The 21923-nt window shown below is 67.1% G+C and carries 20 protein-coding genes and 1 other RNA gene; 13 read left to right on the top strand and 8 right to left on the bottom strand.

Translation table 11 applies throughout. From position 1 onward, the window contains the following. Positions 1–3 precede the first annotated feature (3 nt). Both H7J73_RS03030 and H7J73_RS03025 read left to right on the top strand, forming a co-directional pair. A complete protein-coding gene (locus tag H7J73_RS03030) occupies positions 4–2016 on the top strand; it encodes a 5-oxoprolinase/urea amidolyase family protein (RefSeq protein WP_264065754.1) in 2013 nt (670 codons plus the stop codon). A gap of 103 nt (positions 2017–2119) precedes the next feature. Further along, positions 2120–3643 carry a CYTH and CHAD domain-containing protein gene (locus H7J73_RS03025; protein ID WP_264065753.1) on the top strand — a complete coding sequence of 508 codons (1524 nt, stop codon included), beginning with the start codon at positions 2120–2122 and terminating at the stop codon, positions 3641–3643. 33 nt (positions 3644–3676) lie between these two features. On the opposite strand, the gene rnpB is transcribed toward H7J73_RS03025, so the two are convergent. Beyond that, positions 3677–4097, bottom strand: an RNA gene (gene rnpB / locus H7J73_RS03020) — RNase P RNA component class A. 69 nt (positions 4098–4166) lie between these two features. Between rnpB and H7J73_RS03015 the strand changes: the two genes are divergently transcribed. Next, positions 4167–4883: a class I SAM-dependent methyltransferase gene (locus H7J73_RS03015; RefSeq protein WP_264065752.1), complete on the top strand. Its 717-nt coding sequence runs from the start codon at positions 4167–4169 to the stop codon at positions 4881–4883. Between the two features lie 65 nt (positions 4884–4948). Here the strand turns inward: H7J73_RS03015 and H7J73_RS03010 are convergent, their stop codons facing one another. Both H7J73_RS03010 and H7J73_RS03005 read right to left on the bottom strand, forming a co-directional pair. Then, positions 4949–5581, bottom strand: coding sequence for a class I SAM-dependent methyltransferase (locus H7J73_RS03010; protein WP_264065750.1), 633 nt, complete (start codon positions 5579–5581; stop codon positions 4949–4951). After that, positions 5559–6521 (bottom strand): NAD(P)/FAD-dependent oxidoreductase, encoded by a 963-nt coding sequence (locus tag H7J73_RS03005; protein WP_264065748.1) that lies wholly within the window; start codon positions 6519–6521, stop codon positions 5559–5561. The genes H7J73_RS03010 and H7J73_RS03005 overlap by 23 nt, the downstream gene beginning before the upstream one ends. 46 nt (positions 6522–6567) lie before the next feature. Between H7J73_RS03005 and H7J73_RS03000 the strand changes: the two genes are divergently transcribed. Beyond that, the gene (locus tag H7J73_RS03000; RefSeq protein WP_264065747.1) at positions 6568–7158 is read left to right on the top strand and encodes a helix-turn-helix domain-containing protein; all 591 of its coding nucleotides are present in this window, start codon (positions 6568–6570) and stop codon (positions 7156–7158) included. A gap of 1 nt (position 7159) precedes the next feature. Here the strand turns inward: H7J73_RS03000 and H7J73_RS02995 are convergent, their stop codons facing one another. Genes H7J73_RS02995 through H7J73_RS02985 form a run of 3 tightly spaced genes read right to left on the bottom strand, consistent with a single transcriptional unit; the run spans position 7160 to position 10135 of the window. After that, entirely contained in the window at positions 7160–8266 is a 1107-nt protein-coding gene (locus H7J73_RS02995; RefSeq protein WP_264065746.1) for a bifunctional RNase H/acid phosphatase, read from the bottom strand. After that, complete coding sequence (locus H7J73_RS02990; protein ID WP_264065745.1) at positions 8266–9000, bottom strand: zinc ribbon domain-containing protein; 735 nt, start codon at positions 8998–9000, stop codon at positions 8266–8268. Before H7J73_RS02990 ends, H7J73_RS02995 begins: the two co-directional genes overlap by 1 nt. A gap of 13 nt (positions 9001–9013) precedes the next feature. Then, complete coding sequence (locus H7J73_RS02985) at positions 9014–10135, bottom strand: Nif3-like dinuclear metal center hexameric protein (RefSeq protein ID WP_264065744.1); 1122 nt, start codon at positions 10133–10135, stop codon at positions 9014–9016. A gap of 58 nt (positions 10136–10193) precedes the next feature. Between H7J73_RS02985 and H7J73_RS02980 the strand changes: the two genes are divergently transcribed. The 3 genes from H7J73_RS02980 to H7J73_RS02970 are packed head-to-tail and all read left to right on the top strand — an operon-like array spanning position 10194 to position 12218. Next, positions 10194–10892: an HAD-IA family hydrolase gene (locus H7J73_RS02980; RefSeq protein ID WP_435405410.1), complete on the top strand. Its 699-nt coding sequence runs from the start codon at positions 10194–10196 to the stop codon at positions 10890–10892. Then, a complete protein-coding gene (locus H7J73_RS02975; RefSeq protein WP_264065742.1) occupies positions 10885–11388 on the top strand; it encodes a low molecular weight protein-tyrosine-phosphatase in 504 nt (167 codons plus the stop codon). The genes H7J73_RS02980 and H7J73_RS02975 overlap by 8 nt, the downstream gene beginning before the upstream one ends. Continuing rightward, entirely contained in the window at positions 11385–12218 is an 834-nt protein-coding gene (locus H7J73_RS02970) for an SURF1 family cytochrome oxidase biogenesis protein (RefSeq protein WP_264065741.1), read from the top strand. Before H7J73_RS02975 ends, H7J73_RS02970 begins: the two co-directional genes overlap by 4 nt. Here the strand turns inward: H7J73_RS02970 and H7J73_RS02965 are convergent. Next, on the bottom strand, positions 12172–13170 hold the full coding sequence (locus H7J73_RS02965; RefSeq protein ID WP_264065740.1) for a cobalamin biosynthesis protein: 999 nt from the start codon (positions 13168–13170) through the stop codon (positions 12172–12174). The two genes, H7J73_RS02970 and H7J73_RS02965, sit on opposite strands and share 47 nt — an antisense overlap. Before the next feature lie 405 nt (positions 13171–13575). Between H7J73_RS02965 and H7J73_RS02960 the strand changes: the two genes are divergently transcribed. The 5 genes from H7J73_RS02960 to H7J73_RS02940 all read left to right on the top strand — a co-directional run bounded on the left by H7J73_RS02960 (position 13576) and on the right by H7J73_RS02940 (position 19186). Continuing rightward, positions 13576–15603, top strand: a complete 2028-nt coding sequence (locus tag H7J73_RS02960; protein WP_264065739.1) for a M4 family metallopeptidase — start codon at positions 13576–13578, stop codon at positions 15601–15603. Between the two features lie 56 nt (positions 15604–15659). Then, positions 15660–16067 (top strand): VOC family protein, encoded by a 408-nt coding sequence (locus tag H7J73_RS02955; RefSeq protein WP_264065738.1) that lies wholly within the window; start codon positions 15660–15662, stop codon positions 16065–16067. Positions 16068–16121: 54 nt separating this feature from the next. Then, the gene (locus H7J73_RS02950; protein ID WP_264065737.1) at positions 16122–17834 is read left to right on the top strand and encodes an amidohydrolase; all 1713 of its coding nucleotides are present in this window, start codon (positions 16122–16124) and stop codon (positions 17832–17834) included. 68 nt (positions 17835–17902) lie between these two features. Then, positions 17903–18535, top strand: a complete 633-nt coding sequence (locus tag H7J73_RS02945; RefSeq protein ID WP_264065736.1) for an SOUL family heme-binding protein — start codon at positions 17903–17905, stop codon at positions 18533–18535. A 261-nt stretch (positions 18536–18796) separates the two neighbouring features. Further along, a complete protein-coding gene (locus H7J73_RS02940) occupies positions 18797–19186 on the top strand; it encodes a DUF6319 family protein (protein ID WP_264065997.1) in 390 nt (129 codons plus the stop codon). A 205-nt stretch (positions 19187–19391) separates the two neighbouring features. Here H7J73_RS02940 and H7J73_RS02935 read toward each other — a convergent pair whose 3' ends face one another. After that, entirely contained in the window at positions 19392–20159 is a 768-nt protein-coding gene (locus tag H7J73_RS02935) for an SDR family NAD(P)-dependent oxidoreductase (protein ID WP_264065735.1), read from the bottom strand. A gap of 150 nt (positions 20160–20309) precedes the next feature. Here H7J73_RS02935 and H7J73_RS02930 point away from each other — a divergent pair, with 150 nt between their 5' ends. Next, a complete protein-coding gene (locus H7J73_RS02930) occupies positions 20310–21740 on the top strand; it encodes an aldehyde dehydrogenase family protein (protein ID WP_264065734.1) in 1431 nt (476 codons plus the stop codon). The last annotated feature ends 183 nt before the right edge of the window (positions 21741–21923 follow it).

Raw genomic sequence — 21923 nt, 5'->3', positions numbered from 1 at the left:
TTCATGAGTGCACTCATCGAGGTGGTCAGCTCGGGAATGCTGACCACGGTGCAAGACTGGCCGGGCCGCATCGGCTACTGGCACATCGGGGTTCCGCCGTCGGGTCCGATGGACGATCTGTCGTTCAGGCTCGGCAACCGGGTGCTCGGCAACGCCGAAGGTGCGCCCGGGCTGGAATGCACCCGCGGCGGCCCTACCCTGCGGTTTCCGCACGGCGGCCGGGTCTGCGTCACCGGCGCACCGGTCTCGATCGCCCTCGACGGCGTGACAGTGCCACAGTGGCAGTCGATCACGATTCCCGCGGACGCTACCCTCGAGGTCGGCAGGCTGACCGGTCCGGGGATGCGGTGCTACGTCCTGATCGCCGGCGGCCTGAGCGAACTCGAATACCTGGGCAGTACAGCGACATTCACCATGGGGTCCTTCGGCGGTCACGACGGCCGGGCCCTGCGCGCCGGAGACACTCTCTGCGTCGGCGCGGATCCGGGCCGCCACGAGAAGCGGCCGGACCGCGACGCCAGGGCGGCGATCGAGGATCAGCCCAGCATCGGGCACCGATGGGAGGTCGCTGTCACCGAAGGCCCGCACGGTGCCCCCGAGTTCTTCACCCGGGCCGATATGGACACGCTCATCCGGACCGACTACACCGTGCATTTCAACTCCGACCGCACCGGGGTGCGGCTGGAGGGGCCCAAGCCGCAGTGGGCGCGCACCGACGGCGGTGAAGCCGGGCTGCACCCGTCGAACATCCACGACAACGCGTATTGTGTTGGTGCACTGGACTTCACCGGCGACACACCGATTCTGCTCGGACCGGACGGCCCCAGCCTCGGCGGGTTCGTCTGCCCCGTCACCGTGGTGGGCGGCGACCGATGGAAGCTGGGTCAGATGGCCCCGGGCGACGCCGTCCGGTTCGTTGCCGTCCGCGCGGATCGGGCGCCGTCGCTGCGCACCCTCGACGTCGGCCGGCGGGCGTCGTTCCCCCTGGTCATCTCCACCTCCAGCGACTCCGATGACGGTGTGCTGGGCCGGTACTCGGCCAAAGATGGGACCGATGTGACATTGCGGCGGTCCGGCGACGGCGGCGTCCTGGTCGAGTACGGGCCGATGGCACTGGATCTCGCGATGCGGGCCCGTGTCCACGTCCTGGATCAGCGGCTGCGGGCCCGCGCCGTGCCCGGCCTGACCGAGCTGACGCCGGGTGTGCGGTCACTTCAGGTGCAATTCGATCCCACCATCGTGACAATGAGCGAAGTTCGCGATGTGCTGGCCGAGTTGGATGAAGGCCTCCCCGCCAACGACGAGCTTGTGGTGCCCAGTCGTGCGGTCTCGTTGCCACTGTCGTGGGATGACCCCGCCACCCGTGAGGCGATCCAGCGCTATATGCACGGAGTGCGTTCCGATGCGCCCTGGTGCCCGTGGAATATCGAATTCATCAGGCGCATCAACGGTCTCGATGATGTTTCGCAGGTGCATGACATCGTCTACGACGCGGAATACCTGGTGCTCGGGCTCGGTGACGTGTACCTCGGCGCGCCCGTCGCCACTCCGCTGGATCCCCGGCATCGACTGGTGACCACGAAGTACAACCCCGCACGCACCTGGACACCGGAAAACGCCGTCGGGATCGGCGGCGCCTACCTGTGCGTCTACGGCATGGAAGGGCCGGGCGGTTATCAGTTCGTCGGACGCACCACCCAGGTGTGGAATCACCGCCATCCCCTCGACTCGCGGGCCTTCGAGCCGGGCACGCCGTGGCTGCTGCGCTACTTCGACCGGATCAGCTTCTATCCGGTCGGCGCCGACGAGCTGATGGACCTGCGCGCCGACATGGCTGCAGGCCGCGGTGACGTCGCCATTGCCGAGGGCACCTTCTCGATGAAGGACTACCTGACGTTTCTCGCCAAGGAGGCCGATCCGATCGCGACGTTCCGCCGACAACAGGCCGTCGCCTTCGCCGAGGAGCGCCAGGCGTGGGGTCGCGCGGGCGAGTTCACCAGCCAGCTGGCGAGTTAGCAGCAGGCCCGGACCCGGGCAGGTCAGCCGTGCTGGCTGTTAACTTCGATGTGGCACTCTGTTCACCAATTGGCCCTGTAACCGCGCCCCAACGAAGGTGAAAATGCCTGCTCAAAAGCCGAAAACGACTCGGCATACGGAAGTCGAGCGCAAGTTCGACGTTGTCGATTCGGCGGTCTCTCCGTCGTTTGACGGCCTCTGGGCGGTCGCGCGGGTCGAGCGCCCGCAGCCAGAATCCCTCGACGCGGTGTACTTCGACACCGCCACTCACGACCTGGCCCGGAACAAGGTGACCCTGCGTCGCCGTACCGGCGGCGCCGACGAGGGCTGGCATCTCAAACTGCCCGCGGGTGCGGACTCGCGCACCGAGGTGCGCATGCCGCTGGGCGAGTCCGACGGGACGTCGGTGCCCGCTGACCTGCTCGACGTGGTGCTGGCGATCGTGCGGGATCGGCCGATCTCGCCCGTCGCGCGGATCAGCACGACCCGCCACATCTGCATGCTCTACGGCTCCGACGGTTCAGCACTTGCCGAGTTCTGCGATGACCACGTCACCGCCTCAGCTGTCGGCGGGGACGAGCAGCAGTGGCGCGAATGGGAACTCGAGCTCGCCGAGCGCCCCGAAGGGGCTGAACCCGATACTGATCTGCTGGGTCGGTTGGGCAACCGCCTGCTCGATGCCGGTGCGGTACCTGCCGGACATGGTTCCAAACTGGCCCGGGTGCTCGCCAGCGCCAAACCGGAATCCGCTGAAACAGCCGACGAACCGCAGAGCACCGAAACGCAGGACCCGGTACGCCGCGCCGTCGCCGAGCAGGTCGCCGAGATGCTCACATGGGACCGCGCGGTGCGCGCCGACGTCTACGACTCCGTCCATCAGATGCGGGTCACCACGCGCAAGATCCGCAGCCTGCTCAGGGAATCCGAGGAGTCTTTCGGACTCACCGACGACGCCTGGGTCCTCGACGAATTGCGCCAGTTGGCCGGCATTCTCGGCGTCGCCCGCGACGCAGAGGTACTGGCGCAGCGTTACGAGAAGGCGCTCGACCAGTTGCCTGGGGAGTTGGTGCGCGGGCGGGTGCGGGAGCGGCTGATCGACGGGGCCAAACACCGTTACGAGACGGGGTGGCGACGATCGTTGACCGCGATGCGCTCCGAGCGCTACTTCCGGCTGCTCGACGCACTCGAGGCGCTGGTCGCCGCGGATCCGCAACCGACCGAGTCGGGTGAGGAGCCCAAACCGGTGACCATCGATTCGGCATACAAGCGGGTCCGCAAGGCCGCCAAGGCGGCGAAGGCGGCCGCCGACGCCCCAGAGGCCGAAGCAGACGAGGCGTTGCATCGAATCCGCAAGGGCGCCAAGCGGTTGCGGTACACGGCGGCGGCGACCGGGGCCGCGAAAGTGTCCGAGGCTGCCAAGGAGATCCAGACGCTGCTCGGCGATCACCAGGACAGTGCCGTCAGCCGGGCTCATCTGAGTCAACAGGCGGAGGTCGCCCACCATGTCGGTGAGGACACGTTCACCTACGGCCTGCTCTATCAGCAGGAGGACGACGTGGCGCAGTGGTCGCGCCAACAAATCGAGGCCGCACTGGCGAAACTCGACAGGGCGGTCAGTAAGACCTGATCGCTCAGGCTCGAGACAGAGGCCGCTGGTGGGCGAACGAGTTGGCCTCTAAGCCGGATTCTGTGCTGCGTTTCCCTCGGAGACCGAGGGGCCCGCAGTGGCGACCATCCATCTGGACACACCGTTGCCGGGTGCCTCAAGCGGTCTACCCGCAGGCTCGGGCGAGCAGCCCTCGAGCGCCTGCGCAGTCACTCCCCCTTGCGACCTTCTTGACCTTGCTTCGGGTGGGGTTTGCCAAGCCACCCCGGTCACCCGGGATGCTGGTGCGCTCTTACCGCACCGTTTCACCCTTACCATCGCTGGCGGTCTGTTTTCTGTGGCACTTTCCCGCGAGTCACCTCGGATTGCCGTTAGCAATCACCCTGCTCTGCGAAGTCCGGACTTTCCTCGACTGACCTCCGGTTCTCTTCCCCCATCGAGACCGGCGGCCATCCGCGGCCGCCCAGCCAACTCGTTCGCGCAGATAAAGGTACTCGTAGAAGCGGCCCGCAGGCCAACGCATGCCGACATTTACGGTGTGGGAATGCCTGACGCTGTAGGACCGCACCCCCAATACGACGTCTTCGCCGACGAGTTTCTCGACCACGCCCGTAACAACCTCCACAACGCCCACTACGACCGACCCACCTGCCTGGCCCTGCTGGGAGACGTAGCCGGACTGACCGTTCTGGATGCGGCGTGCGGCCCGGGGCTCTACGCGGCGGAACTCGCCGACCGCGGCGCCACGATCATCGGTTTCGACCAGAGCCCCCGCATGGTCGAGTTGTGTCGCGAGCGCGTGCCGGCCGGACGGTTCCGGGTCCACGATCTCGCCGATCCGATCACGTGGCTGCCCGACCAGTCCGTCGATCGAGTACTGCTCGCCCTGGCTTTGGAGTACATCGATGACAGGACGTCCGCATTGCGCGAACTTCGACGGGTGCTGCGCCCCGGCGGTGCACTGGTGCTTTCCCGAATGCACCCCACGGGCGATTGGCTGCGTCACGGCGGGAACTACTTCGACGCGAGGATCATCGAAGAGGTCTGGAGTCGTGGCTGGCACGTTCGATACTGGTTGGCGCCGCTGGAAGACACGTGCACGGAACTCCATGAAGCGGGATTTCTGATCGAACGACTCCTTGAGCCCAGGCCCGACGCCGGCGCTGCGGATATCGACCGTGACGGCTATCGACGCCTGACCCAACAACCGACGGGATTCCTGGCCATCAAGGCGATTCCCGACCCCCGCGGGTCGCGGTGAAGATCGTCGGGAAGGCGCGCCTGGTGCCGCTCTGGCACCGACCCGAATCGGCGAGCTGACGTCAGTCAGGCCTTCCGCCGCGCGATGATGACATTGTCCACCAGCGAGCCGGTCTGCCCGTCGGACCCGATGGCCTCCCGCCCGGCCCGTTCGGCCCGCACGATGTCCCATCGGGGAGGGTCAAGCTGGAGCCCGTCCACCACTTCCTGCGCACTCGGGAAATGGTGAACGTGCTTGTCCAGCTTCGACGCCCACGGCGGCGCTTCCCCGTGGTCCACGATGAACAAGGTCCCGCCCGTCGCCACCGCCTCCGCTGCGCGCCGCAGCAACCGGTCGCGCTCCCACGGCACCGGCGAGTGCAGAAACTGCGCCGAGACCAGATCGTAAGAGCCGTCAGGAAAAGTCTGCATCAGGTCGTGGCGTTGAAAGTCGATGCGGGCAGCCAGCTCTCCAGCGTCGGCGGCTGCGCGCTGCAGCGCGGTGTCGGAGACGTCGACGGCGACGACGTGCCAGCCCTGTTGCGCCAACCACCGGGCGTCGCCACCTTCACCGCAGCCGAGGTCGAGAGCGCGACCGGGAGCCAACTCCGATACCACCTCAGCCAGCCGGGCATTGGGATTGCCACTCCAGATGCGCTCCTTCTCGCCGTAGCGCTCATTCCACATCGCCTGAATGTCAACGGGTTCCGACACGGGCATCCCCTCCGGTGGGTAGTGGCAGACCGTAGTCGTCAGCCATCAACGTCTGCATGATCGCGGCCGCCGCCAGCGCGCCCGCGGCCACCGCCGCAGCCACCTGCGGCATCTGAGCACTCACATCTCCCGCGGCGAACACCCCAGGGGCCGTGGTGCGGGCGAAGGGATCGACCCGGACCGCGTCCGCGGCGACCGGTCCGGGTTCGGCCGGCTCGGCGCCCAACTGCTCGGCCAGCGTTGAGCGCTGATACAGCATCGTGCCGACCAGCATCCCGCGGCGCGGCAGTTCCGTGCCGTCGGCGAATACCACCGACGTCAATTGCCCTGCTGCGCCGCGAACTTCGGTCACCGGCCGCTCGTCCACCCGAACATCGGCCGCGGCAAGCCGTGCCACGTCGTCCTCCCCCAGTCCCGAGGGGCCGTCGGTCAGCAGCACGATATCGTCGCTCCAGCCGCGCAGCAGCAGCGCCGAATGAACCCCACGCTGCCCCGCCGCCAGGACGGCCAGCGGTTGCTCGCGCACCTCCCAGCCGTGGCAGAACGGGCAGTGGAAGACCGATCCGCCCCACAACTCGGCCAGGCCGGGCAGTACCGGTGGGCGGTATTGCATTCCCGTGGCCAGCAGCACCCGTCGCGACCGCACCTGCTCGCCGGTGTCGAGGGTGAGCACGAACTCGTCTCCGGCCCGGGCGCCCGATACCACCTCGCCGTCTCGGACCTCCACGCTCGGATATGCCGAGAGCTCAACACGACCCGCGGCGTATAGTTCAGCCGGCGGACGACCGTCGGAGCCGAGTAGTCCACCGATGCCGTGCGCACTCAGATTGCTCTGTTGTCCCGCATCGACGATCAGCGTCCGGCGCCGCGCCCGGCCGAGTACCAGTCCGGCACTCAATCCGGCGGCACCACCGCCGACGATCACGCAATCCCACACAATGTCCATGCCCCAAGCTTGCCCAGACAAGTCGATTCTGCCAAGCTGATTTGCCATGCAGGCAAAGGACGCCGAGTCCACCCCGGACGAGGACGTCGACCTCCGCGTTCGCCGACGGCTGCGCGAACTGCGGGTCAGCAAGGGGATGACGCTCGACGACGTCGCGACGCGGGCCCGAATCGACGTGTCTACCCTGAGTCGACTCGAATCCGGCAAGCGCCGATTGGCACTGGACCACCTGCCCCGGCTGGCAGAAGCACTGGCGGTCACCACCGACGAACTCCTACGAGAGCCCGAGCAAGCCGATCCACGGGTGCGGGGCAGCGCGCACACCCGCGACGGCGCAACGTATTGGCCACTGACCCGACAGGGGCCGGCCGGGGGGCAACACGCCTTCAAGATCCGGGTCAGCGCCAAGCGCAACACCCCGCCTGCGGAATTGCCGGTGCACGAGGGCCAGGACTGGATTTACGTGCTCTCCGGTCGGCTCCGGTTGGTGCTCGGTGAGCGGGATTTCACCATCAAGCCGGGTGAGGCAGCCGAATTCAGCACGTGGACTCCGCATTGGTTCGGTGCGGTCGACGGTCCCGTGGAGTTGATCGCGATCTTCGGCCCGCGCGGGGAACGGCTGCACCTGCACAACTGAGCTACAGATACGAGGTCTGGTTCACCAATCGCACCGATGCCGCACCGTCAGGATAGAACTCGGCGATCGAGAGGGACGCCAGGTCGAGGTGCAGCCGGTAGAGAATCGACGGGCCCGCGTCGAGGGCCATCCGCAGCATCGTCTTGATCGGTGTCACATGCGACACCACCAGTACGGTGGCGCCACCGTACTCCGAGATGATGCGCGTCCTGGCGCGACGGACCCGGTCGTGCACCTGGTCGAAGCTCTCACCACCGGGTGGCGGCACGCTGGTGTCGCTGAGCCAACGGTCATGCAGCGCAGGGCTTGCCGCGCTCGCCTCGCCGAAAGTCAGGCCCTCCCAGTCGCCGAAGTCGGTTTCGATCAGATCGTCGTCGACGGTGACGTCGAGCCCTAGCGCCTTGGCAGCGGCCGCTGCGGTGTCGTACGCGCGCTGCAGCGGTGAGGTCACCACGGCGTCGATTCCGCCCTGCGCACCCAGGTAGGCCGCGGCGGCATCGGCCTGGCGCCGGCCCAGTTCGGTCAGCGCCGGATTACCGCGCCCCGAATAGCGCCGGTCCACCGACAATTCGGTCTGCCCATGCCGCAACAGGAACAGCCGCGTCGGTGCGCCCCGGGCACCGGTCCAGCCGGCCGGATTCGTCCGAACCTCGGTGCTCGCCTCGCCGACCGCAATGGGCGTCGGCGAAGGCTGCGCATCGAATACGCCTGCGGCGTCCATCGCTTCGTTGGCCAGCCGGTCGGCGTGGGAGTTCTGAGCCCGCGGGATCCAGCGGTAGCTGATCCGGTCGAACCGCGAAGCCAGCGCCTTGGCCTGCCGGTTCAGTTCGATCAGGTCCGGATGCTTGACCTTCCAGCGGCCCGACATCTGCTCGACGACCAGTTTGGAGTCCATCGCCACCGCGACCTCGGTGGCGCCGACGCTCGCCGCCTCTTCCAATCCTGCGATCAGGCCCCGGTATTCGGCGACGTTGTTGGTTGCCCAGCCGATCGCCTGCTTGGCCTCGGCGAGCACCGCGGTCCGATCCGCGGTGAACACCACCGACCCGAAGCCGGCCGGGCCGGGATTGCCCCGCGAGCCGCCGTCTGCCTCGACCTGCACCTTCACTAGGCGAACCCCTTGACCCGCAACAGGATCGATCCACACTCCGGGCACCGCAGTACCTCGTCTTCGTCGGCGGCGGCGATCCGGGACAGCTCACCGGAGTCGATCTCGATGCGGCACGCTCCGCAGCGCCGGCCCTGCAGCGCACCCGCCCCGATCCCGGAGGTGGCGCGCAGCCGCTCATAGAGCGCCAGCAGGTCGGCGTCGAGGGAGGCGGTGACACCTTCACGCCGCTGCACCTTCAGCCGACGGGTCGACTCGATGTCCTCCATCGCGGTGTCGCGTGCCTGCCCCACGCCACCCAGCTCGTTCTGCAGCCGGTCGATGACCGCGAGCTCATCGGATTGCTGCTTCTGCAATTCCTCGCGGCGCTCCATGACTTCAAGTAGCGAGTCCTCCAACGACGCCTGCCGCCGTTCCAGGGTCTCCAGTTCGTGTTGCAGCTCGGAAAGTTGTTTGGCCGCTGCGCTTCCCGAGTTCAGCAGGGACCTGTCCCGGTCTTCGCGTTGCCGAACCCCGTCGATCTCCGCTTCGAACCGGGCGGTCTGGCCGTCGAGATCGTCCAGCGCAATCTGGAGCACCGCCAGCCGGTCGTTGGCGGCCTGATGCTCGCTCTGCAGCTGTTCGTACTGCTGCTGTTCGGCGAGGTGGGTGGACCGATGCGCGAGCCGGCTCAGCTCGGCATCCAACTCCGTCAATTCCAGCAGCGACCGCTGCTGTGTCACTTCAGCTTTCATGCCCGTGTCTCTCTCATGGACGTGCGTCCAGGTTCCAGGGGTCGGTGCGAAGGTCCGAAACTCGCACCGCCAGTGCAGTGGTGAAATGGGCGCGCAGCAAGTCAGCCGCCTGCGCGCACCACGGATACTCGCTGGCCCAGTGCGCCACGTCCACCAGGGCCACCGACGATCTCCGCAGGTGTTCATCGGCCGGGTGATGTCGCAGGTCGGCCGTCACGTAGGCCTGCACGTCAGCGGCCGCCGCCGCGTCCAGTAAGGAATCACCCGCTCCGCCACAAACGGCCACCCGCGAGACCGGCAGATCGGGATCGCCCGCCGCCCGCACTCCCCAGCTGGTCGCCGGTAGCCCGGCCGCAACCCGGGTGACGAAGTCGCGCAACGGTTCCGGCTTCGGTAGCGTCGCGATGCGACCGATCCCGGTGCCGGTCGGCAGTGGGGCCAGCGCGAGCACGTCGAAGGCCGGTTCTTCGTACGGGTGCGCCGTGCGGATCGCCGTGAGCACCGCCGCCCGCAGCCGAGCGGGTGCGACGAACTCGACGCGGTCCTCGGGCAGCAGTTCCAGCGCGCCGACGGTGCCGATCGCGGGTGACGCCCCCCAGGTCGGCAGGAACTGCCCGGTGCCGGTGACGCTCCAGCTGCAGTGCGAGTAGTCGCCGATCTGCCCAGCACCGGCGGCGAACACCGCGGCTCGGACCGCGTCGGCGTGCGCCGGCGGGACGAAGACGGCCCACTTGTCCAGGTCGGTGGCCATCTGCGGTTCGAGGACGTCCTGCACGGTCAAGCCGAGGGCGTGGGCCAACGCGTCGGACACTCCTGGTGCGGCCGAGTCGGCATTGGTGTGCGCGGTGAACAACGACCGGCCCGTGCGGATCAGCCGATGTACCAGCGCACCCTTGGGTGTGTCGGCGGCCACGGAGTCCACCCCGCGGAGCAACAACGGATGGTGCGCCAGGAGCAACCCGCCCTCGGGCACTTCGTCGACAACGGCGGCCGTCGCATCCACCGCGATTGTCACCGATCCGATTGTTTCGTCGGGATCGCCGCAGACCAGGCCGACGGAATCCCACGACTGGGCCAGCCGCGGCGGGTAGGCCGCGTCCAGCACGTCGATCACGTCCGCGAGCCGCACTGTCACACATCGCACAGTAGTGGGCGACAGATCAGCGCTGTGTGGCCATCGGGCCCGCGAAGCGATGAGAGAGAATGGCAACGTGAGCGAACCGCCCCTGGCCGACAAGCCACAGCTGGTGCTCTTCGACCTGGACGGCACCCTGACGGATTCTGCGGAAGGAATCGTCTCCAGCTTCCGGCACGCGTTGGCCCAGATCGGCGCCGTCGCGCCCGACGGCGACCTGGCCAGCCGAGTTGTCGGGCCACCCATGCACCAGACGCTGCGGGGCATGGGTCTGGGTGAGCAAGCCGATATCGCGGTCGCGGCGTACCGCGCGGACTACACCGCCCGCGGGTGGTCGATGAACAGCCTGTTCGACGGTATCCCGCAGCTGCTGGCGGACCTGAAGTCCGCTGGTGTGCGGCTTGCGGTGGCGACCTCGAAAGCGGAACCGACGGCCCGCCGGATACTCGCTCATTTCGGTCTGGACGAGTATTTCGAGGTCATCGCCGGCGCCAGTGTGGACGGCACCCGCGCGGCCAAGGCCGAGGTGGTGGCCCACGCGTTGGCGCAACTCTCGCCGCTACCGGAGCGGGTACTGATGGTCGGTGACCGCAGCCACGACGTCGAGGGGGCGGCGGAGCACGGCATCGAGACAGTGGTCGTCGGTTGGGGCTACGGGCAGTCCGATTTCGGCGATGCAGCGGGCGGACACGCCGTGCATACCCCGTTTGCCCACGTCGCGACCGTGGGCGCGCTGCGCGAGGTGCTCGGTGTCTGATTCTCCTTTACACGTGACATTCGTCTGCTCGGGCAACATCTGCCGCTCCCCGATGGCCGAGAAGATGTTCGCCGAGCAGATCCAGCGCCGCGGACTGGGCGACCAGGTCCGGGTCACCAGCGCCGGCACCGGCGGTTGGCATGCGGGCGACGGCGCCGACGAACGCGCCAACCGGGTGCTGCGGGCGCACGGCTACCCAACCGAGCATTGCGCCGCACAGCTCGCCGACGACCATCTGTCGGCGGACCTGGTGGTAGCGCTGGGGCGCAACCACGTCCGGCTGCTCACCGAGCTCGGCGTCGAACCCGACCGGATCCGGATGCTGCGGTCCTTCGATCCCAAGTCGGGTGCGCATGCCCTCGACGTCGAGGATCCGTACTACGGCGACCACGACGACTTCGAAGAGACCTACTCCGTCATCGAGGCATCGCTGCCCGGGTTGCACGATTGGGTCGACGACCAACTCGGGGCAACCACCGCTGGAACAAGACGATGAAACGACTGGCATTTCTGTTCAAACCCGGCTGGCTGGCGCTGGCCGTCGTGGTCGGGGCGTTCGCCTACCTGTGCTTCACCGTGCTGGCGCCATGGCAGCTGGGCAAGAATACCAGGACCTCGCACGAGAACGACCAGATCGCATCGTCACTCACCGCCGATCCGGTTGCCGTGACATCGATTCTGCCGCAGCAGAATTCGTCGGCACCCGAGGCGCAGTGGCGCCGGGTGACAGCGACCGGGCACTACCTGCCGGACCATCAGGTACTGGCCCGACTCCGCGTCGTGGACAGCGACCCGGCGTTCGAGGTGCTGGTGCCGTTCGTGGTCGATGGTGGCCCGACCGTGCTGGTCGACCGGGGCTATGTCCGGCCCGAAGGCGGGTCGAAAGTGCCTGCTTTCGCCGCGGCTCCGACGGGTACCGTGACGATCACCGCGCGGCTGCGGGACTCCGAAACCGCACCGGCGGGCAAGGATCCGTTCCGGGCCGACGGCGTCGAGCAGGTGTACGCCATCGACACCGCACAGATCTCGACCCTGGTCGGTGTGCCGCTGACCGGGGCATATCTGCAGTTGGTCGACAATCAGCCCGGCGGCCTCGGCGTCATCGCGCTGCCACACCTGGATGCCGGGCCGTTCCTGTCCTACGGCATCCAATGGATCGTCTTCGGCATCGTCGCGCCGATCGGTCTCGGCTACTTCGCGTACTCGGAGATCAAAGTGCGCAGACGCGAACGTGAACAGGCCGAACCACAGCTCGACGGCGAGGGTCAGCCCGCGCCGATCACCGTCGAGCAGAAGCTCGCCGACCGCTACGGCCGGCGGCACTGAGCCCGACGGCCGCCACCACGACAGCCACCGTGGCCGCCGAAAGCTGAACTGCCTGCGACAGCGCCACCGCGCGCCGCAGATCCGCGACGCCGGGGGCCGGTCCGGTGCCGAGCGTCGGCCGGATCTGCAGTTCATGCCGGTACTGGGTCGGTCCGCCCAACTGGACGCCGAGTGCCCCGGCGAACGCGGCCTCGACCACACCGGCATTCGGGCTGGGATGTTTGGCAGCGTCATGCACCCACGCCCGCAGCGCGCCCATCGCGGACCCACCGACCACCGGTGCGCACACCACCACCAGTGCCCCCGCCACCCGCGCGCCGACATAGTTCGCCAGATCGTCGATTCGCGCCGCCGCCCAACCGAACTGGGCGTAGCGCGGGGACCGGTGCCCGATCATCGCGTCGAGGGTGTTGATCCCGCGGTAAACCACCACACCCGGCACCCCGCCGACGGCCGCCCACAACACCGGTGCCACCTGCGCGTCTGAGGTGTTCTCGGCGATCGATTCCAGGGCGGCCCGAGTCAGGCCGTCGCTGTCGAGCATGGCCGGGTCGCGGCCACACAGCGAGGGCAGCAGCGCCCGCGCGGCGGAGATGTCGTCACTGTCGAGCAGATCGGCCATCTGCACGCCGGTCCGGGCCAGTGAGGTGCCACCGAGCGCCGCCCAGGTCGCGGCGGCCACCGCGGTCGCCGACCACACCCGCCCCCGATGCGCGGCGGCCCGTTCTGCCGTCTTCGCGCCGACCGCCAACGCGGCCAGCAGGGTGGCGGTGTGCATTGCGCCTGCCAGTCGGGAGTCGCGATAGGTGATCCGTTCCAGCTGGGCTGCCACGGTGCCGAAGCCGGCGACGGGATGGCCCCGGCGCGGGTCGGCGAACGCCACATCGGCCAGGAAACCGATGAGCACTCCCGCGGCACGACCGCCTCGTTTGGGACGTGTCGGCGCAATCACCCCGGCAGCGTCTCACAGGTGGGCAACCGGTTCACACGGGCCCTTCGCGTCGGGCCGGCCGCGCTGATTTGCGTCCCGAATCGCGTCCGGCGGTTGCCGGCCGGGCCCCGATGTTCGCCATGACAGCGCGACCGCCCACTGGCTTCCGGGCCCTGACGAACGCGTCTCGGAGTCTGACGCACCGGCGGCGGCTCGAACGGCGGTCGGCGACGGTATGGCAGATCCACATAATAATCGCACCTCAGAGCCAAATCTGGCGTTACCAGCGGTACCCGCGGGATGAGCGGGGCACGGTGTGCGACGGCCGTGGGATCGTCCTGCCATCGTCGGCGCGCGACTTGGCCGCGGAAACGCCGTCGCTCGGTAGCTGTATTGGTAGCTTATGTGCACTGTCGAGGGGGAAATATGACTGCACAACATCGTCGACCCGCGGATCCGCACGTCATGTGGTTCCGCGCTGCCGCTGTCGCGGTCGGCCTGGGTGCCGCCGTCGCGGTGGGCCAGGGTGTCGCTTCAGCCAGCACCGGCGACTCATCCGATGCGGGACATACCGCGAGCGCCGGCGCCAAGCCCGCGGGCGCGGCCAAGAGTTCGGCCCGTTCCTCGCATCTGAGCTCCGACTCGGGTGTGGGGTCCACGAAGAAGTCCCCTGCCCCGGCCGCTCCCACTCAAGCCGTCGTCGAATCGCTGTTGTCGGGCGTCCGCTCCTCGCACGCCAGCGGCAGCCGGGTTCCCGCCGCGCAGACCACCGTGTCCGGCCAGGGCTCGAGCCGGGCCGGCGCTGTCGACACCGACCAGGTCGCCGCGCTCAGTGCCCAACCCGACGTCTCGGTGAGCCAGAACAAAGACGGGTCCGTGCGCGTCATCACTGGCACGTTCACCAGCACCAAAGTCACCTCGGCGAGCGAAGCCGCAGCGCTGCTCAACAGCTTGGCCCCCATTCTGGGCGCAGCTTCTGGTTTCGCCACCCCTGACAGCATCACCGTCCAGCACGCCGGCACCACCGACGCCGGCGATGTCGCCGAGACCTTCTACCGATTCCACGACAGCATCAGTGGAGTGCCGGTGCTGGGCAGCGAGGTAATCGTGGTCGCCGACCAAAACGGCACCGTGACAGCAGTTTTCAATAATCTCGACGCCCGTACCGATGACGTCGACCTGACCACCAACGCCACCAGCGCCCAAGCGGCAGCCGCCGCGATCTCAGCGTATGCGGGCACCTCGACCAGCGATCCGATCGGCCGGGCCATTTCGACGGCGCTGGCCGTCCCATCGGTCAAACCCCAGCTGGTGGTCTACGCCCTCGACGCCAACAGCGCCCCGCAGCTGGCGTGGAAGGTGGTCGTCGACCCATCACAGACCGCGAGCGCGCTCGGGGTGACCGCCACCGATACCGGTTCGACCTACTACGTCGCCGCCAACGGCGCCGCTGCCGGCACGGTCGTCGTGGCCAAGTCCAATGCACAGGCGTTTGCGACCGTTCCCGGAAGCACCACTGCCACAGATGAACTCGGCAACAGCCGGACGGTCAACATCTCCAGCCTGAACCTGCTGATCTTCACGTTGAACAGCCTGCAGGATGTGCCGCGGACCATCTCGACGTTCGAGACCGCGTACTGGTTCTTCATCGGCATGCCGGCGCTGCCGGGCAACCAGTCCTTCCAGGGCATCTTCGGCTGGGACCCGTCGGCCATTTCCGCCCAGGCCAATGTGGCGGAAACCTACGACTATTACGACAACGTCCTCGGACTCACGTCGTTCAACGGCAATGGCGCGCCGGTCGAGGTCAGCGTCCGCTACAACCCGTACGGCCCGTTGTTCGGTGCGCTGCAGCCGTACAACAACGCCTACTGGGATCCGGATGCGCAGCAGTTCGTCTTCGGCGACGGCTCCGAGCTGGGGTCGGCACTGGACATCGTCGCGCACGAATACACCCACGGCGTGGTGAGTTACGCTGTGGGCAACGGTGATTCGCCCCTGTCCGGCGGGGAGCCCGGCGCCCTCAACGAGGCGTACGCCGACATCATGGGCAGCTTGATCGAGGGCAAGACCGGGCCGGACCGTTGGCTGATGGGTGAGGATTCCGACTTTCCGGGCGGCCCGCTGCGCAACCTGGCGGATCCGACGTCGATCGCGGGGTACAAAGCCAACTACGCCGACCGCTACACCGGTACCAGTGACAACGGCGGCGAACACTACAACAGCACCATCTTCAGCCACGCCGCCTATCTGATGATGACCGACCCGGCCACCGCCGATATCTCCGAGGCGACCTGGGCCAAGGTGTACTACCACTCGCTGTACCGACTGAGCCCCGGCGCCGACTTCAGCGACGGCCGGGCCGCGGTCCTGGATACCGCAGCCCAATACGGCTTCACCCCGGCCCAACTGCAGGCGGTCACCAACGCGTACAACACCGTGGGGATTGTCTGAACGTATGGTTGGCTGGTTCGTGGAGTGATCGACCACACACGAACGAGGATGTCCGTATGCCTGCTTCACCCACTTTCCCGTCTCTGAACCACGTCGCCGTCACCGTGCGTGACCTCGCGGTGAGCGCACCCTGGTACCGCGACCTCATCGGTGCCGACCCGGTACTCGACGAGGACACCGAAGCGGGCTATCACCACGTGGTGTACGCGTTCGGCGACGGCACCCTGTTCGGTCTGCACCAGCACACCGGCGGCGGGGCCGATCAACCGTTCAGCGAATATCGCGCCGGGCTGGACCACGTCGGTTTCGGCTGTGCGTCACGGGCCGAGCTGGAGGCCTGGGTAGAGCGACTCGACGCATTGGGCATCGATCACGGCGGCATCGTCGATGCGCACTACGGCTCGGGACTGGGTTTCCGTGACCCCGACGGCATCGCGCTGGAGTTCTTCGCACCCCCGGCGTGACACCTCATCGGCCAATGCCCACATAGTCGGTCGGCTGTACCGGATACTGGCCCAATGACCGATCAGATACTCACAGCCACAACGGTAATCACCATGGACCCCGACATCCCGCGGGCACAGGCAGTGGCGGTATCGGATGGCCGGATCGTCGCGGTCGGCTCGGTGGCCGACTGCACGGCAAGGCTGCCCGGCGCCGAAGTGGTCGATACCGGTGCGGCCGCGTTGTTGCCCGGATTCGTTGAGCCGCATGGCCACCCACTGGTCAGCGGAATCGCGACGCAGCCCCCGGCTCGCTCGATCGCCCCGTGGGATGCCCCGACGTGGGCCGACGTGGAAAAGATCTTCGCCGACGCGATCGCCGATACCGACCCCGCGGAACCGTTGTGGTTCGCCGGGTTCGACGCGCTCCTGCACCAGCACCCCTCCCCCAAGGCCGTCGATCTCGATGCGATCTTCGGGGACCGGGTCACGATGGTCAGCGACAACTCCGGGCACGGCGTGTACTTCAACAGCGCACTCATCCAGAGCAACGGCTGGGATGCGGCGCCACCCGCCGACCCGGTCGCCTCGCATTTCGGGCGCAATCCCGACGGCAGCCTGAACGGGCAGGGTTTCGAGCTGCCCGTCGTGCTGGCCGTCGCCGGACCATTGATGGCCCAGCTGGCCAACCCGCTGGTCAGCGGGGCGCACTACTTCGCGGCGATGTCGCGCGGCGGGTACACCTCGACCTCGGACATGGCCTACGACCCGCAGTTCAAAGCCGGTTACGAAGCGCTCGCGGCGGCGCCGTCGTGCCCGTTGCGCGTCAGCATGTGGGAAATGTCGACGACAGACAGCTACACCGAGCCGGTGACCTTCGCCGCCGACGAGGCGATGCTCACTAAGGCCGGGGTGAAGCTGTGGACCGACGGGTCGGTGTGGGTGGGCAATGTAGCGATCTCGTTCCCGTACCTCGACAGTGAAGCGACCAGGCTGGCCGGTATCGACCCGGCGACGGCCGGTGGGCCGAAGTCGATGAACTACACCCGAGCACAGCTCGACGCGATCCTCGACCTGGCCGCGCCGGCCGGCTGGCAGATGGCGTTCCACGCCAACGGCGATCTCGCGCTCGAACTGGCGCTCGACGCGTATGAGGATGCGCTGCAACGCCATAACCTGCTGGGTACCGACCATCGGTGGCGCCTGGAACATGCCGGTGCGGGCACTCGAGCGCACTTCGACCGGGCCGCCCGGCTCGGCGTGTACGTCTCCATGTCGCCGTTTCAGTACTACTTTTGGGGCGACCTACTCGACGGCCAGATCTTCGATCACGAACACGGCGGCCCCTGGCAATCGTTCGCCGCCGCCGTCGACTCGGGTGCCTGCGTCTCCTTCCACAACGACGGCTCGGTATCTCCGCCGACGCCGGTGACCAACATCCAGACCGCGGTCTCCCGGCGCACCAGAGCAGGCAATGTGCACGGCCCAGAACAAGCCATCTCGCTCGACGAGGCGCTGAAAGCCCAGACGATCAATGCCGCCAGGACACTGAACCGCGAGAACCTGGTCGGTTCGATCAGCGTGGGCAAGTACGCCGACTTCGTCGAGCTGACCGCCGATCCCTACGCCGTCGACCCGGCGCGACTGGCCGAGTTGGCTCAGGTGAGCGGGACGTGGGTGAGCGGGCAACGGATCGACCTCGATGCGTTCCTCCGCGCGATCGGCGGCATCGACGGAGCCGAACATGCGCAGTTGGCGCAGCGCCCCCAGGCGCCGCGGTGCTGCTGAAGTACGGTCATTGTTCCGACAGATTTGCCTGCAGCGTGACCGGCGCATGAGCGGGTATAGATGCGGGCATGGGGAATTCTATTGTCGCGTTTGCGCGTCAAGTGGCCGACGGAATCGGGTCGGTGATCGGAGTGCGAGCCGGCACTGAGGAGCCGCCGTATACGCACACCCGGCTGACCCACAATGTCGAGATCCGACGCTACGAGGAGCGGATCGCCGCGCAGACTACCGTGTTCGGCGATGACGAATCTGCTGCCCGCAGCACCGGGTTCCGACGGTTGGCGGGCTATATCTTCGGCGGCAATCACCGCAATACCAAGATCGCGATGACGGCCCCGGTGTCGCAGCAGGCAGGACAGAAAATCGCCATGACGGCGCCGGTGTCGCAGGAGGCCGACCCAGAAGGCGGATCGGTGATCAGGTTCTTCATGCCGGCCGAGCTGACCATGGAGGAACTGCCGACTCCGAACGACAGTTCAATCGTGTTGGTGACAGTGCCCGCCGAAACGCTGGCCGTCTTGCGTTTCACCGGAGACCGCAGCCCGAAAGCTGTCGCCTCACGCACCGTGCACCTGCTGGATACGTTGCAGGACAACGGTTTCAAGCCAAACGGTGAACCTAACGCCTGGTTCTATGATCCGCCGTGGACCTTGCCGTTCCGCCGGCGCAATGAGGTTGCGGTGGCCGTCACGCCGCTATGAGTTGGACCATCTCCGGCGTGGGTGTCATCACCATCAATGGTGGGTTTCGTCGCGGCGATGACATTGGGTGCGACAGCTGACGCGCGGCGACTTGGCTCCGACGTCGAACGTATGTTCTACTGAAGCTTCCGTCCCAGCCCGCGCAATGCGGGCGACATTCCGGAGGAGATCGCCGCACCGATGACTGTAGACACCTTGCCAGCAGAAGCGCCGTCCACCGACTTCGACACTCTCATTCCATCTTTCGAGAACAACTCACCGTTGAGTACGCCGGCGCCCGAGGCGCCAGTCGCCGAGGCGCCAGTCGCCGAGGCGCCCGTCGAGGAGACGCCCGTCGAGGAGACGCCCAAGAAGGCCCCGGCCAGAAGGTCGACCGGCAAGAAGACCAAAACCCTGGAGCTGACCCTGACCGTCACCGGTACCGCCGACGGCGAATGGCGCGCGGAACTCAAGCAGGGCACCACCTTCCTCGCCCGCGATCTCGCGGTAGCCGCCGCCGCCGTCTCCCGCGCGGCCAAGGAACTGCATGAGGACCTGTCCACCCCCATCGACGCGGTCATCGAAGAGGCGCGCGCCCAGCAGGCCGCCAAGGTCGCCGCGCTCGAAGCCGAGCTGGAAGCTGCCCGCAGGACCCTCGCCGACCTGGATTAGGTTCCGGCGCCAGCAGTCGACGGATTCGTCGAGTCCGCGAAGGTGACGCCTATAGCGCGCACCACCGCCGCTGTCGGGGTCGCCGCGGCCTGCTTTGATCGCGTAACTGGTGATCTGGCTTGGGTGGCGGCGGCACGGCCCACGGACCGCTACGGCTTTGCCTGCTAGGAACTTACTACCCGGCGCACTTCGACGGCCGACGAGCTCAGGCCGGGAACGACGAGCGTCCGGAGTATCCAAAATCGGACAGCAAATTGACCCCGTTGATGGCGCGGGAGCGGGCAGAGGCGAGATAGCTTACGGTCCAAGCGATGTCGTCTGCCGAGTTGACGGGGAACTCGTCGATATCATCGAATGAATCGATTCCCATTCCGCGACGAGCCATGGGGGTGTCGGCGATCGACGGGCACACACTGTTCACCCGGATGCCGCAATCGTCGAATAGCTCGACAGCGAGTGCACGTGTGAGCTGGGCCAGCGCACCCTTGGAGGCGTTGTAGGCCAGCATTCCTTTGGCGGCCACGAATCCAGAATCCGAGCCGATCAGGGTGATGGACGGGTCAGCGGCCCTGATGAGGTGCGGCACTGCATGTTTCACGAGATGGAAGACGCCGAGTACGTTCACGTCGAGCACGCGCCGGAAGTTCTCCGAGGTGACTTCCCCGAGCGCAGCGCCCATTTCGCCTTCGATGCCCGCGCTCGCGACCACGGCATCGAGTCCACCCAAACGCGTTGCCAGCGTATCGACAGCAACCGCGACGGCACCCTCGTCGGCCACATCGGCGACATGGAACTCGAGTGAGTCCTGCCGATCGCGCAGCTCAGCCCTGAGTGCTCGGTGGATCGACTCTTCACTGCGAACGATTATTCCGACGTGAGCCCCGCTGTCAGCCCACAGCCGAGCCACCGCCGCCCCGATGCCCGAGGCACCTCCGGTGATGATGAGCCGAGGCGGCACTTCGACACTGTCCATGACTATCTCCCTCCCTGGTGGTCTTGTCGACGAACGCCGTCACGGCACACGCGCCACCTAAACGGATCGTCATATTTCTGTACGCATCGACTAGAAACCGACGCATTCGTATGATTGCATGATCGGCATCACTCTACGAAGGGAAATGCCGTGACGGTTACTGCGACTACCCCAGCACTCAATTACGAGCAGTTGCTCGCTGCAATCGTGGCGCCGACCGGGGGCATCGAGATCCGCGATCCTGCCACCGGAGCCGTGGTGGGGAGTGCCCCGTTTCACTCGGTCGCCGACCTGCAGGCTGCGGTGACCGCCGCGCGTACCGCGCAGCCCGCCTGGGGTGCGCTCTCGCACGCTCAGCGCGGCGAAGCACTGGTTCACGCTGCCGATGCGGTCGATGCGAATGCTGAAGCGCTGGCCGAGTTGCTGTCGCGGGAGCAGGGCAAGCCCCTCAACGGTCCGAACGCCCGCTTCGAGGTCGGCGCCTGCGCGACGTGGTTACGCACGACCGCAGCCTTCCCGATCGAGCCGGAGGTGCTGGTAGAGGACGACGGCGGCCGCGCCGAGTTGCACTACCGACCCCTTGGTGTGGTGGGCGCGATCGGGCCGTGGAACTGGCCCATGATGATCAGCGTCTGGCAGCTGGCGCCTGCACTGCGGATGGGCAACACGGTGGTGCTCAAACCGTCGGAATACACGCCCCTGTCGGTTCTTGCACTGGCGCAGGTGATCAACAGCGCGATGCCGGCGGATGTGCTGCACGTCGTTTCCGGCGGACGCGATGTCGGCGAAGCCTTGTCGAGCCACCCTGATATCGACAAGGTCATGTTCACCGGCTCAACGGCGACCGGTAAAGCCATCATTCGCTCCTCCGCAGACACGGTGAAGCGTCTGACACTCGAACTCGGCGGCAACGACGCTGGGATAGTGCTGCCTGATGTCGATCCCCAGGCGATCGCCGAGGACCTGTTCTGGGGCGCCTTCATCAACACCGGCCAAACCTGCGCTGCCCTCAAGCGGCTTTACGTCCACGACGACGTCTACGGCGAGGTGTGCGCCGCCCTGGTCCAGGTAGCCGAGAACATGCCGATGGGAGTGGGCCTTGACGAGCAGAACGTGCTGGGCCCGCTGCAGAACAAGGCCCAGTACGACATCGTGTCGAACCTGGTACGCGCCGCCAAAGACAGCGGTGCGACTGTGCTGATCGGCGGTGAACCCGACGCGCACCAACAGGGGTTCTTCTACCCCACCACGTTGATCGCCGATATCGACAACTCCAATCCTCTTGTCGCCGAAGAGCAGTTCGGGCCGGCGTTGCCGATCGTGCGGTACACAGAGATCGAGGAGGCCATCGAGATGGCCAATGCCCTCGACGTCGGCCTGGGGGCCTCGGTGTGGTCGTCCGATCCCGATGCTGCCCGGCAGGTGGCGGCCCGCCTGGAAGCCGGCACGGTGTGGATCAACAAACACGGCGCCGTCGATCCCCGGGTGCCGTTCGGCGGCGCCAAACAATCCGGATACGGCCTGGAGTTCGGCGTCGAAGGCCTCAAACAGTTGGGTGCGCCACAGATCATCAGCTTCTAACACAGGCCCGCTGCCGGGCACCTGACCCAGCATGTCCGCTCGCCGGGCGCAGAGTGCACGAGCGCGCCGACGCGACGCGGCAGCCGACCCTGCCACGGATGGATGTATAGGCTCGCAGGAGCGACAGCGACGACGCTGCCTGCCACGCGTGTCAGGTGGTAGATCGACTGGCCGGCGAGATGC

This window comes from Mycolicibacterium komossense, assembly GCF_025822605.1.
Taxonomy (GTDB): Bacteria; Actinomycetota; Actinomycetes; order Mycobacteriales; family Mycobacteriaceae; genus Mycobacterium; species Mycobacterium komossense.
This window is presented reverse-complemented; position numbering and strand designations above follow the sequence as displayed.